This is a genomic window from Pseudoteredinibacter isoporae (assembly GCF_040372805.1).
In the GTDB taxonomy this organism is placed as follows: Bacteria; Pseudomonadota; Gammaproteobacteria; order Pseudomonadales; family Cellvibrionaceae; genus Pseudoteredinibacter; species Pseudoteredinibacter isoporae_A.
Window position 1 is genome coordinate 916,009 of the sequence record NZ_BAABWJ010000001.1, and the last position, 12,696, is coordinate 928,704.

Genomic DNA, 12,696 nt, shown 5'->3' on the forward strand with positions numbered 1-12,696 from the left:
TGTGATTCTAACAAGTCCGACAGTAGGTACCAAATGGCATTTTTCTGATAAACATTAGGTTTGTTGAGCGAGTCCATTGTTCACAGAAGTTCTCTGTTCAGGTGTGTCGGTTCTGTGCTTCACCCAGGCGATGACCTTGGATTCAATAAAGTGCCAAGAGAAGGCTGCAAGCAGAAAGGTCAGAATACTGGTTGTAAAGGTTAAATATAGGAAACGGTTTTCAGCCATCGTTGAAATCGGACTGTATTGATAAAGCCATTTCATGACTGGAAAATGCCACAAATACAAACCGTAACTGATCAGGCCCAGATAGAATACATACCGATTCGCGAGTAGTCGTCGAGCACTATCCAGATTAGCTGCGCAGGCGAGAATGACCACTGCCGTTACCGCGCTAAAGGCCATTGTCCAGCTGAAAAAGATTAAACTGTTTTTCCAGTACAGGAGTTTTTCGTTTCCCATCCAGATGACCAGAAGCATATACGCGGGTATTGAAAGCGTGAAGGCAAGTCGAAGCCAGAAGAGATACCGTCGTGAATTCAGACATTCAAAATAGTGTACATGAATTAAAGCCGCCATTATGCCTATGCCAAAGGAATCCATACTCCCAGGAAGTTGCAATGTCCAGCCGGTGACGTTAATTCCTGTCAACACACTGACGACGTAATAACGCCAGATCACCATACACAGTAAAAAAAATGCCAATAAATAAAATCTATTTTTCCATGTCAGAAACGGTGCCAGCAGAGGTAAAAAAAGATAAAAAGACAGTTCGATGGGCAGGGTCCACCATACGCCATTCAAATTCGGGTTTCCGATCCCAAGGGGTTCGGGAACAAATAACATCAGTGCATAACCATGAACTTTCTCCAAGCCAAAGGGCAGCACCCCATTGATGGCATAGAATACGATTACCAAGATGAGCAGTTGTGCGTAGTAGGCAGGAAATACTCTCGACGCGCGATGAAGTAAATAGGACTGTGTAGAGGGACAAGGTTTCAGATGGCTATTAGCCCGTATAAACGGGCGAGATAGCAAAAAAGCAGAGAGAACAAAAAGAATCTGAACCCCAGACCAGCCGATTGATAGCAGAAGATCTATCTGAATATTGATTTTTCCCAATGCAATGGGCAAGGGCGAGAATCCAGTTTCTCCCCAGCAATGAAAGAGCAACACCATAAACGCGGCAACTCCTCTGAGTCCCGTTAACCCGGGCATCGAGTGTTTTGATTGATTCCTTTCTGACATACGTCCTGCACGTTACTTGACTTTAATGTTGATATTTGGGGCGCCAACATTTCAATTCATATTCACTGTACACGAACAAGAAACTCTGTAGTGAAAAGAGCATGTATGCAAAAGTTGTCACCTTGAATTGGAAAATCAACTCTGCTTCATGCGAAACGAGATATTCAAATACTTATTGCTAGGTGTGTACAATTTCTATTCGTAAAAATGAATAGGTTTATATCCATTTATTATTGGTGATCCCCATGGAGGGTCTACTATGCATTTGGAATAACAGGAAATAAAGGGAGAGGGCAATTTTTATCGTCGTAATCGATAAAGTTGCCAATAAGTTGCTTGAGTGGTTCGGTTTTCTGAAGAGAAATGAGGAATTAAAATAAATAATGGAAGTCGCATGCAACAATATAAGATAGGCTGGAAATAAACTTGTCTCGACAAGACAAAACCTGAGTCGCTGCTGTTAACTATATCAGCACAACAACCACTCAGACTTTAATGCAGCCATATGGCGAAATTAGCGAATGCGCTCAATTTCTACTTTAGCAACTGCGCCACCCCAGTTGTAACGTGCACGGGTCAAATCGGCTTCACCGTGGATACCAGGGCTCGGGAATACATAGCCTTCACCAGAATCGTCGGGAGAAAATGGGCTACCTCCACAACGAGGGCCTGGAATATCCGCACACAACTCGGAGTTGGTTTCGGTTCCGGCATCGTAAGCGTTCATGTAGTAGGTCAGTTTCGCGGTTCTGAAACCGGGCAGCACGGCCTGGTTCAATGCCACCATCGTGTCGTTGGTGGGTAGCAACATTGAAACAATACTGACAAAACTCACAAATGGACGAGATTGAAGTTCAAACTCAGTACTTTCACCTGGGCCCAATAAACCACTGGTTGTAGCGGTGTCGGCAACACTTGAAGAGGCATCCAATTGGGTCGCCAATGGGCCTACATCACCGCCTTCCGCAACGCGAGCAACTTCATCGCTGGCCGCCTGGCCGACTTCAAATACCTTTAAATCGCTTTTATGGGACGCGGCTAAAAAGGGGGTAAACGTAATACCGTGGGTAATGTTCGTGATTTTAACTCGATAAGTTTCCAGAGCCTGGGCAGACACACTGGTGGACAAGCTCAAACCTGCGGCCAAAATAGCCGTTGAAGCGATAAGTGTTTTCTTAAGAGACATGCTGTGATTTCCTCTATTGCGACGTTGGGTACTAACTGCAAAACCGCAGATAACGTTACAGAGCAAAACACACTATCCAGTCACTGCTTTCTAAAGAAAAAATCACAAGTTGATTAAAAAGTATAACAAACGGGAGAAAGGTAACCCTGTAGTAGGGTCACCTTGAGACGTGAGGTGATTTAAGCGACAGCTTGTTGATTACTGCATAGCTGGCTGAGTTCTTCCAGGGAATCCATGACTTGGTGGCTGGCTTGCTCCATTTCTTCCAGATATTGGCCGGCCAGGTCCTGCTGGTTTTCTGCGAGAGCGTTTATGGCGGCGATCCCGCAGTCGTGGACTCGCTTGTGTGGCAGGTCGATATTCTTAAAGGCCGCCAGGTCACCATACTTTGCCATGCCTTCATCTTTATACCAAAGCCCCAGTCGACAGTTCATGTGGCTAGAAAAGTCACCTATAGCCTTATCACTTTTGCCGGACGCGACGGCGTAAACCTCACTCTTCCAGACAATATGATCAAGCTTGACGGTCTGAACAAAGGTACGCATGGATGCGTTGCTGATGGTGGATTTCATGGTGTTACAGCAACCAATGATGGCACCGTAATCTTCATTAAGGCGGCCGACGCCTTCCGAAAGGTCATTATTGCTGCTTTGGATCGTGTTCACAGAGTCCACCGTTTCAGAGGTGGATTGGATAATCTGGCCCACCAGCTCGGAAACTTCATTGGCGGATGTGTTGGTATTGTTGGCCAGGGAGCGAACCTCGTCTGCTACTACGCTGAACCCCCGACCGGCTTCCCCTGCACGGGCCGCCTCAATAGCGGCGTTCAACGCCAGGAGGTTGGTTTGATCTGAGATTTTAGAGATGGTCTCAACAAAAGAATTAATGTTGTCTGCCATTTCTGACAACCCCGAGATATTTTCTGTCATGCCGCCCATATTGTTGGTCAGGCCCTGCATTTCGCTGACGATTTGTTTTAGGGATTCATTCGAGACATCAAGAAGTTCGTTAATCTTATCTGAGGACTGACTTTCGGCTTCAATGGATTGGTGGGAAGAGAGAACCGATTCACGAATGCGTTCGATCTGGCCTAAACATTCCAGGGTGTAGCCGAGCAGTTTTGATTCAAATGCGTCGGCAGAACTGTGTTGCTCAGGAAGGACTTCGGTTTCCACCGGTGTTTTGAGTTGCTGGTTTTCCTGCTCAAGTAAGCGAATCTGCTTACGAAGCTCATCATTTTCTTGTTCTAATTGTCGATATTTTGATTGTAATACGAACATTGATCCACCCTTTTTCCTTGATGATGTATGGTGACTTGCCTTAAGACACATCCATGAAGGCTGGATAGAGTTCCTGCCCAAGTACCTCTGTCGATTAATCTCGTCCGTGAACCTAAGAAGTAAGCTACTTATCGGCTCTTCTCAAAAAAAGTTAATACAAAATTATCATAGCCCAGAATGGGGAGGGTGCTAGGAAAGGAGCGAGAAAACAAAAAAGCCGCCCGGAGGCGGCTTAGAATAAACGTGCTTTTCGCTTATTTGGTTTTACTAAAATCGGCTCCGGTAAGAATCGCAAACTCCTTAATACCCAAGTAACGTTTCATAACGTCATGAATATCCTTGGCTGTAAGGGACTCAATTTTAGCTTCAAAGTCTTTTGACCACTGCATGTTTCGCTTCAGGTACGCATTGTTACCCAAAGCCGGTGCCAGCTCATCATCCTTCGAACGTGCAATTTTACGTTGCTGCAGGTAACCGGATTTTGCACTGGCAATTTCTTCCTCGGTGAAACCGGAATCAATCACTTTCTGCAAAACCTCTTTCACGCCGGCTTCCACTTTTGCCAGATTTTGTGGGGCACAGATTGCGTAAATGCCCAGTGCGGAACGGTTGTCCAACTCACTTTGATTCAGGAAAGAACCCGCACTGTAGCTCAATCCATCTTCCTGGCGTAATTTGGTTGCCAAGCGACTGTTCAAAAAGCCGCCACCGAGCATATAGTTTCCGAGAACCAGCGCCGGGCTGTCCTGGTGATCGTCGTTGATTGGCAAGGAAATGGTCGCCGCAAAAACGGCGTTTTCTTTGTCTGGTGTATTAAACTGTTGTGCCTTATTGTCCACCGCTTTATAGGCACGTTCAATGCGCTGATAATCCGTTTTCGGTTTCCAGTCGGCGAAGAGTGTTTTCAATTGTTTGCGAATGGCTTTTTCATCGAAGTCACCTACGATAGCAATTTCACCAAATTGGCTGCCGTAAAATAGCTCATGGAAAGACTTAATATCTTCCAGCTTCAAGGCTTCCAGACGCGTCAGGCTTTCATCAAAGGTTGGTACATAATGCGGGTGATCTTGACTAACCTGGCGATGGCGTCGGCTGTATTCACGGAAAACCAACGACTGCGGGTTTTGCATGCTTTGTTCAAGATTCACTTTGGTTTTGGCTTTGTACTGATCGAACTCTTTTGAATCAAAATTGGCTTCTTTCAATACATGTGCAACGAGTTCAATAACCTTCGGTAGGTTTTCACGTTTGGTGTTCGCACGAATCCCAATACCCGTTGCGCCACCACCGATGGAAACACTGGATTTGAGTTTGTCGAATTCATCCTGTAGTTGTTCGCGCGTATACTTGCTGGTGCCGTGCATAAGTAAACTCGCTGTCGCACTGCCAATGTTCGACTTCGACATCAATGACTTTTCATCACCCAAGTTCAAGCTCATATAAAACTCAACGGACTCGCCGCGCGTTTTCTTAGGTAACAAAGACACCTTCAAATCTTTAGCGATCGTAAAGTTATCGGTGCGTTTATCAATGTTGTCGAAAGAAGCATCGAATACTTCGCCGGCGCTAACGGCTTTGCGACCTTTATAGTCTTTCAACATATCGCTGACACTGGCGACGGCCGGAATCTCAACCCGCTCAGGGGTCTCGGCAGGAAGGTAGCGTCCGGCTGTTCGATTGTTGCGGGTCAGATATTTTTCAGCTACTCGTTGTACATCTTCAACACTGACGGTTTCAATGCGGTCGCGATTCAAAAACAGTAGGCGCCAATCACCCATGCCAAGCCATTCACTCAATTCCAATGCAACGCTTTCAGAAGAATTAAAACCGAGTTCAAAATTTTTGATCAGCTTGCGTTTGGTGCGCTCAACTTCTTTTTTGGTGATGGGCGTTTTCGCTAGGTTTTCCAGCACTGAATGGCTGGCATCAATGGCTTTGTTTAGATCTTCCGCTTTGTCGACAACCAGGCCATACATCATCAAGCCAGGTTCGGCCCATTGAAAATTAAAACCATAACTTTGGGTCGCGAGCTTCTTTTCAACCACTTCCTGATGTAAACGGCCGCGCGGCGTTTCACTCATAATACCGGACAGGACTTCCAGAGCAGCAAAGTCCTCATGGGAGCCGGCGGGTACATGATAGGCCATCAAATAAACCTGCACATCACCAACACGTCGTACTGTAACCAGCTTTTCGCCATCTTGCGCTGGTTCCTGGGTATAGAGAGGTTCAATAACCCGTTCGGGTTTGGGGATGGGGCCGAAAGCAGCTTCGACCTTTTTCAGCATATCTTTCAGTTCGAACTTACCAGCAACAATCAGGGTGGCATTGTCGGGTTGGTAATACTTCTTATAGAAGGCTTTCAGGCGATCAATCGATACGTTTTCGATATCAGAGCGAGCACCAATGGTAGATTTCCCATAATTGTGCCAACTGTAGGCGGATGCCATCACTCGTTTTGCCAGTACGTTGTAAGGACTGTTTTCGCCGCGTTCGAATTCATTGCGCACCACCGTCATCTCACTGTCGAGATCTTTCTGGGCAATAAAAGAATTCACCATACGATCGGCTTCCATATCCAAAGCCCAATCGATGTTTTTCTCGGTTGCGTTAAACGTTTCGAAATAGTTGGTTCGGTCTGTCCAGGTCGTACCATTAGGGCGAGCACCGTGCTCGCTCAATTCTTTGGGGATGTCTTTGTGCTTTGGGCTGCCTTTGAATACCAGATGTTCCAACAGGTGAGCCATACCGGTTTCACCGTAGTTTTCGTGCTTGGAACCAACTTGATACGTGACGTTTACGGTTACGGTTTCCTGAGTGACATCTGGAAAGAGGAGAACGCGTAGGCCGTTGTCCAGGCGGTATTCACTGATACCTTCAACTTCGGTGACTTTGACAGGTTTCGCCAAAATACCTTGAGATAATGTACTGGCGGCAATGATCGCTGACGCAATCAGGGTTTTACGAAAAGACAAGCCCATAGCTGGCTCCTTATGATTGGGCAGCACCCCTTCGATGGGATGCTGGAGTTACCAATGAATCGAGCGCATTTTTAGACGTTGTGTTGCTCGATCCAGTTCCGTACTTCTTGGGTGAGTTCTTTGCTATTGCGGTCTTCACTGCTGATCATATCACTAATTGAGACAGTGACGACGCCGGCTTGCTTTGCTAGTTTATGTGGTGCCCAGGAGACACCAGCGTTGTGCGCGACGGCAATGACGGGAACGTTGGCGGCGATGGCAATATCTGCGCCACTGCGGGCGAAACTACCGAGCTCGCCGGGTTTTTTTCGAGTGCCTTCGGGGAAGACCAGTACACTGATGCCATCATCCAGACGCGAAACGCCTTCCTTGCGGATTTTCTTGAGGGCTTCTCTAGGATTACCGCGATCAATAGGAATGGATCGCAGTGCCTTTAAGCCCCAGCCAAAAAACGGGATATACAAAAGCTCTTGCTTAAGGATGGTGGCAACGGGACTAAAGTACGCTTGTAAGAAGAGTGTTTCCCAGCTGCTCTGGTGATTAGCCAGAATCACACAGGGCTGAGTCAATCGTTCAGCATTGCCTCGAATATCAATTCGAACACCGCAACAGACTCTGAGCCAGAACAAACAAAAACGATTCCAGCCGACCAGGACCGGTGCGCGCAGAGAATAGGGGAGCAACATAAGTGGCAGTGCCAATGCGCCAAAGAGAATACCGGTAATGACATAACCAATATAAAAAACAATTGCGCGTAGCTTTGCTATCAAGAGTCCATACCTTAACCGAAATGATCGGCGATATACGCAGCCGCTGCTGCGAGATCATCAAATACTGGGGTGTTTTCCAGCCCGCTTAGGGGCTCTCCGGCGAGCTTGGCCAGCGTCTGTTCGCCTTTGCCTGTGCGCACGAGAATCGGCTGGCAGCCCTTGGCCAGGCCGGTTTGCAGATCGCGCAGGCTGTCACCAACGAATGGTGCTCCTTCGGCGCAGACATCAAACTCCACTTCGATGGCATCAACCAAACCCGTTTTAGGTTTGCGACAACTGCAGTTATCGTCGGGGCCGTGCGGACAGTAGAATATAGCCGCAATATTGCCGCCCCGGGTTTCTACCATCTCGGTAAGTTTGCTGTGCATGGCTTCCAGGTCGTCGAGGTCGAACAGTCCTCGGGCCAGGCCAGACTGATTTGTTGCGATTACAACGGTAAAGCCGAGACGAGACAGTTTGGCAATCGCTTCAAGACTGCCTTCGATCGGCTGCCATTCTTCAGCCGACTTAATATAGTCAGCTGAATCGTGGTTGATGACACCGTCTCTGTCGAGGATAACCAGTTTCACGAAGGCCTCTTACTTAGCCGGTGCCAGCAGGGAAATGTCGGCAACCTGCAAGAACAATTGGCGAAGCTTATTCAGCAGAGCTAAACGGTTGTTGCGCAGATCCATATCATCGGCCATCACCATAACCTCATCAAAGAAGCGATCGACTACCGGGCGCAAGTCCGCCAGCGCACTCAATGCTTCAGTGTAATTAGCCGCGGCGAACAACGGTGCAACTTGCTCAGCTTTTTCGGCAACGGCTTTGGCCAATGCCTGTTCTGCGGCTTCGGTCAATAAAGTGTCATTCACCTCATCGGCAACCGGACTATCAAGTTTGGCAAGAATATTGGATACACGTTTATTGGCTGCGGCCAATGCCGTGGCATCTTCCAATTGGCTAAAGGCATGAACCGCGTGAACACGACGGTTAATGTCCAAAGGAACGGTGAGGTTTTTGGCGCTAACGGCCATAAAGACCTCGGCGGCTATTTTTTCTTCTTCATACCAGGCGCGGAAACGCTCCAGCATATATTCAAGAGCGGTGTTTACGGAAGTTTCGCTGTCTTTAATGTTATCGCCGTGATTAATGGTGGCCAGCTTCAAAAGTTGCCCAAGGTCCAGGGGCAATGCCTTTTCGACCAGCAGACGCAATACGGCAACGCTGGCGCGGCGCAGAGCGAAAGGATCTTTTGAACCGGTGGGCTTTTGGCCAATACCAAAAATACCGCTTAAAGTATCGAGTCGGTCCGCCAGTGCGATAATGGTACCCGTTGTGCTGCTGGGCAACTTATCACCGGCAAACTTAGGCAGGTATTGCTCCTGCAGTGCCAGAGCAACTTCCTCGTCTTCACCTGCGTGTTTGGCGTAGTAGTAACCCGCCACACCCTGCATTTTGTCGAATTCGCCCACCATGTCAGACACCAGATCACTCTTACAGAGCTCTGCGGCACGTTGGCATTTTGCCAGATCACCATCAATTTGTTGAACTATCATCTGGGACAGATTGCGAATGCGTTCGGTTTTGTCGAAAATCGAACCGAGCTGCGCTTGGAAGACAATAGGTTTCAAACGCTTGCGCATATCGCTCAAGCTGGTTTTCTTGTCGGTCTCAAAAAAGAAGGCTGCGTCGGCAAGGCGAGGGCGAATTACTTTTTCGTTACCGGAAATGACCTGGGCTGGATCTTTACTTTCAATGTTGCTGATGGTGATAAAGTAAGGCATCAGCTGGCCGTCAGCTTGCTGAATCGGGAAGTATTTCTGGTGCTCTTTCATCGAGTAAACCAGAGCTTCCGAAGGCACTTCCAGGAAGCTTTCTTCAAACTTACCGGTCAGGGCAACGGGCCATTCAACCAAAGCCGTCACTTCATCCAACAAATCTTCGTCGAGCATGGCTTCGCCATTCACTTTCGCGGCTTCGGCCAGAACCTGTTGCTTGATCAGGTCTCGACGTTGTTCAAAGTCCGCCATGACATAGGCAACAGACTGAAGCTTTTCAAAATACTCACTGGGCTGATCGATAATCAAAGTTTGATTGTAATGGAAACGATGACCGCGAGTTTCGCGGTTGGCTTTGACACCATAGACTTCGGCTTCAACCAACTCGTTGCCAAACAGCATCAATAACCATTGCACTGGACGAACAAATTCATCGCGGCGAGCGCCCCAGCGCATGCGCTTGGCGATCGGTAATTTGGCCAGAGAATTCTGCACGATGGCTTCGAGTTTGCCAGTGGTGAATTCGCCACCGGCTTTTTTACGATAAACCAGTTTGTCTTGCTTACCGTCGTTTTCGGTTTTTAGTTCATCAACCGCAATACCGTTTTTGTTGGCGAAGGCCTCAGCAGCTTTGCTCGGATTGCCTTCGGCATCAAAGGCGATTTTGGCTGGCGGGCCCCATACGGTTACTTCTTTTAATGGGGTTTGTTCATCCAGGCCATTAACCAATACCGCTAAGCGACGTGGTGCTGCGTAAGCTTTTACCGAATCAAAAGACAGCTCCAATTCGTTCAAGCCACTTTCAATGCCTTGTTGAAAGGCATCGGATAAGGTTTTCAGGGCTTTTGGAGGCAGTTCTTCAGTACCGAGCTCAACTAAAAAATCTTTTTTCATCAGGCGTCCTCCTCCTTGGCCAAGAACTCATTGCGAAGACCTTCCTCGGCAAGTGGGAAGCCCAGTTCTTTACGTGCGTCATAGTAGGCCTGGCAAACGGCACGAGCCAGGGTTCGAACGCGCAGAATATAACGCTGGCGTTCAGTCACTGAGATTGCGTGACGCGCATCCAACAAGTTAAAGGTATGGGAGGCTTTCATGACCATCTCGTAGGCGGGCAGGGGGAGACCGGCTTCTACCAAGCGAGCGGATTCGCTCTCGTATTTATCGAAACACTGAAACAGGAAATCCACATCTGCTTCTTCGAAGTTGTAGCGGGACATTTCCACTTCATTCTGATGGAAGACATCGCCGTAGGTCACAGGACCCTGTGGGCCAACGGTCCAAATAAGATCGTAGATGCTGTCGACGCCCTGCAGATACATGGCTATACGTTCCAGGCCGTAGGTGATTTCACCCATGACTGGCATGCACTCTAGGCCACCGACTTGTTGGAAATAGGTAAACTGGGTGACTTCCATACCGTTTAGCCAAACTTCCCATCCCAGACCCCAGGCTCCCAGAGTAGGCGACTCCCAGTTGTCTTCCACAAAGCGAACATCGTGAACGGTGGTATCAATACCTAGGGCATCCAAAGAACCAAGATAGAGCTCTTGGAAATTTTCCGGATTGGGTTTCATTACCACCTGGAACTGATAGTAGTGTTGCAGGCGGTTCGGGTTTTCACCATAACGGCCATCGGTCGGACGACGGCAAGGCTGCACATAGGCGGCGTTCCAGCTTTCCGGGCCAACCGCGCGCAGCGTAGTGGCTGGGTGAAAGGTACCGGCACCGACTTCCATATCCAAGGGCTGTAAAACCACACAGCCCTGTTGGGCCCAATATTGTTGCAGGGCGAGAATCAGCCCTTGAAAAGTACTTGTATCAGCTTTGGGGTCGGACACCGCGACATTGCCTCCGGCAGAATGAATCAAAGGGGCGGATTATATCGTCGGCAGCGCAATAACTCTATGGCGGAAGGGGCTCGAGAGCGGACAAAAGCCTACTTTCACTTGGGACTCAAAGCGGTTTACGTTAAGCTGCGCCCTTGATACACCTGAAGTACAACTAAGTTATGACAAACGCCAGTAACTCGCCTGTTCCCAAGCGAGGACTTATTTACCTGATTATGGCCATTGTGGCTCGTTTGCCCCTGCGACTCAGCCGCGCGATAGGCCGAGCCATAGGCAGTTTGCTGTGGCTTTGTAACAGCCGCGAAGCCAAGGTTACCCGACGGAATCTGGCGATGTGTTTCCCGGATATGCCTGAGGCAGAACGTCTCACACTTGCCAAGCAAAGCTTGAAGGAAACCGGGGTCATGTTGATGGAAACCCCGGCCGTGTGGATGCAGGACATGGATTGGTTGCGAGCGAAAGTGCTGGAAACCGAAGGCTGTGATCTGGTGGAAGAAGCCCTGGCCAAAGGGAAGGGCATGGTGTTGATTGCTCCCCATCTCGGAAATTGGGAGGTCGTCGGTTTGTACGCGGCCACATTGGGCCCGATTACCAGTCTGTTTGAGCCACCCAAAAACGCTGAAGTGGGCGCAATCATTCAGGAATCCCGTGAAAAGTCCGGCGCCACATTGGTGCCGACGGATCGCCGGGGGGTAATGAGATTGCTTAAGGCCATTAAAGCCGGGGGAATTTCCGGTATTCTGCCTGATCAAGTGCCTGACGATGGTGCGGGTGAGTTGGTCGAGTTCTTTGGCCGCCCGGCGTATACAATGACTCTGCTGTGTAATCTGATCAGCAAAACCGGTTGCGAAGCCTTGGTGAGTTACGCGGAGCGCATTCCCGGTGGTTTTAAATTGGTGTTCAAGAAGCCTTGTCCGGAGTTGTACAATGAGGACTGTGACGAATCACTGCGAGCTTTGAATCGCAGCGTCGAAGATGCGATCAAAGAGATTCCCAGTCAGTATCAATGGGAGTACAAACGTTATAAGTGTTTTGAGGAGGGGTACCAAGACCCCTATACCCAACTGAGCTGAGCTCTTATTTTATTACAGGCCGAATTCTGCCAAGCGCTTTGTCAGTTCGGCTTCGGCCTGGGCTTCCCATTCCGGCTTCTCTTTGGCAATCAGCTGTTCCAATGCTGATTTGATTGGAAGCCTTAAGCCCTGGCAGTCGAGCTCGGTTTCCGGAATTGGAATTTGCATATCCAGCTTACTGCTCAAGGTTTCGGCAAAGACGGGCTTGAAGATCATTTCACTATTGGTTTCAAATTCGGTTGAGCAATCGATATCAATGTCCTGACCAAACAGTTTCTGTTTCACCTTGCCGCTTAATTGAATGTTCAACGGTAGTTTTGCCGTAATGGTTTCAGGGTCACTGCCAATGCCAGCGTCACCTGCCTTGCTGATGTGTAAATTGTAATGGCCGTATTGCCAGGGGATATCCTTAGCGTCGAACAGCACTTCAGGCAATTGTTTGCTCAGAACCCTTTCCAATAAAGTGTTGAGTGCATTTTCACCGTAAGCCAGGTTGGTCGCACTGAGGCATAACAGAGCGGAGACGAGTTTCGTTTTCATTGTCATTG

The 12,696-nt window shown here is 48.6% G+C and carries 10 protein-coding genes; 1 reads left to right on the plus strand and 9 read right to left on the minus strand.

Annotation, left to right across the window (positions count from 1 at the left end; genetic code table 11):
- Window positions 1-54: 54 nt before the first annotated feature.
- The 8 genes from ABWW03_RS04145 to glyQ all read right to left on the minus strand — a co-directional run bounded on the left by ABWW03_RS04145 (window position 55) and on the right by glyQ (window position 11,066).
- A complete protein-coding gene (locus ABWW03_RS04145; RefSeq protein WP_353406545.1) occupies window positions 55-1,248 on the minus strand; it encodes an acyltransferase family protein in 1,194 nt (397 codons plus the stop codon).
- 514 nt (window positions 1,249-1,762) lie between these two features.
- Window positions 1,763-2,434: a spondin domain-containing protein gene (locus ABWW03_RS04150; protein ID WP_353406546.1), complete on the minus strand. Its 672-nt coding sequence runs from the start codon at window positions 2,432-2,434 to the stop codon at window positions 1,763-1,765.
- 179 nt (window positions 2,435-2,613) lie between these two features.
- Complete coding sequence (locus tag ABWW03_RS04155) at window positions 2,614-3,714, minus strand: methyl-accepting chemotaxis protein (protein ID WP_353406548.1); 1,101 nt, start codon at window positions 3,712-3,714, stop codon at window positions 2,614-2,616.
- 254 nt (window positions 3,715-3,968) lie between these two features.
- Window positions 3,969-6,695: a M16 family metallopeptidase gene (locus ABWW03_RS04160; protein WP_353406549.1), complete on the minus strand. Its 2,727-nt coding sequence runs from the start codon at window positions 6,693-6,695 to the stop codon at window positions 3,969-3,971.
- A 71-nt stretch (window positions 6,696-6,766) separates the two neighbouring features.
- Window positions 6,767-7,465, minus strand: coding sequence for a lysophospholipid acyltransferase family protein (locus ABWW03_RS04165; RefSeq protein ID WP_353406550.1), 699 nt, complete (start codon window positions 7,463-7,465; stop codon window positions 6,767-6,769).
- A gap of 11 nt (window positions 7,466-7,476) precedes the next feature.
- Window positions 7,477-8,034 carry a D-glycero-beta-D-manno-heptose 1,7-bisphosphate 7-phosphatase gene (gmhB, locus tag ABWW03_RS04170; protein ID WP_353406551.1) on the minus strand — a complete coding sequence of 186 codons (558 nt, stop codon included), beginning with the start codon at window positions 8,032-8,034 and terminating at the stop codon, window positions 7,477-7,479.
- Between the two features lie 9 nt (window positions 8,035-8,043).
- Window positions 8,044-10,122, minus strand: coding sequence for a glycine--tRNA ligase subunit beta (gene glyS, locus ABWW03_RS04175; RefSeq protein ID WP_353406552.1), 2,079 nt, complete (start codon window positions 10,120-10,122; stop codon window positions 8,044-8,046).
- Window positions 10,122-11,066: a glycine--tRNA ligase subunit alpha gene (gene glyQ / locus ABWW03_RS04180; RefSeq protein ID WP_353406553.1), complete on the minus strand. Its 945-nt coding sequence runs from the start codon at window positions 11,064-11,066 to the stop codon at window positions 10,122-10,124. Before glyQ ends, glyS begins: the two co-directional genes overlap by 1 nt.
- A 170-nt stretch (window positions 11,067-11,236) precedes the next feature.
- Between glyQ and ABWW03_RS04185 the strand changes: the two genes are divergently transcribed.
- Window positions 11,237-12,148, plus strand: a complete 912-nt coding sequence (locus ABWW03_RS04185) for a lysophospholipid acyltransferase family protein (RefSeq protein ID WP_353406554.1) — start codon at window positions 11,237-11,239, stop codon at window positions 12,146-12,148.
- Window positions 12,149-12,160: 12 nt separating this feature from the next.
- Here ABWW03_RS04185 and ABWW03_RS04190 read toward each other — a convergent pair whose 3' ends face one another.
- On the minus strand, window positions 12,161-12,688 hold the full coding sequence (locus ABWW03_RS04190) for a DUF4403 family protein (RefSeq protein WP_353406555.1): 528 nt from the start codon (window positions 12,686-12,688) through the stop codon (window positions 12,161-12,163).
- Between the last annotated feature and the right edge of the window lie 8 nt (window positions 12,689-12,696).

Bases quoted from the DNA above. Each gene is read 5' to 3' on its own strand.
- ABWW03_RS04145 (WP_353406545.1), bottom strand. From the start codon at position 1,248: ATGTCAGAAAGGAATCAATCAAAACACTCGATGCCCGGGTTAACGGGA.
- ABWW03_RS04150 (WP_353406546.1), bottom strand. From the start codon at position 2,434: ATGTCTCTTAAGAAAACACTTATCGCTTCAACGGCTATTTTGGCCGCA.
- ABWW03_RS04155 (WP_353406548.1), bottom strand. From the start codon at position 3,714: ATGTTCGTATTACAATCAAAATATCGACAATTAGAACAAGAAAATGAT.
- ABWW03_RS04160 (WP_353406549.1), bottom strand. From the start codon at position 6,695: ATGGGCTTGTCTTTTCGTAAAACCCTGATTGCGTCAGCGATCATTGCC.
- glyS (WP_353406552.1), bottom strand. From the start codon at position 10,122: ATGAAAAAAGATTTTTTAGTTGAGCTCGGTACTGAAGAACTGCCTCCA.
- ABWW03_RS04185 (WP_353406554.1), top strand. From the start codon at position 11,237: ATGACAAACGCCAGTAACTCGCCTGTTCCCAAGCGAGGACTTATTTAC.
- ABWW03_RS04190 (WP_353406555.1), bottom strand. From the start codon at position 12,688: ATGAAAACGAAACTCGTCTCCGCTCTGTTATGCCTCAGTGCGACCAAC.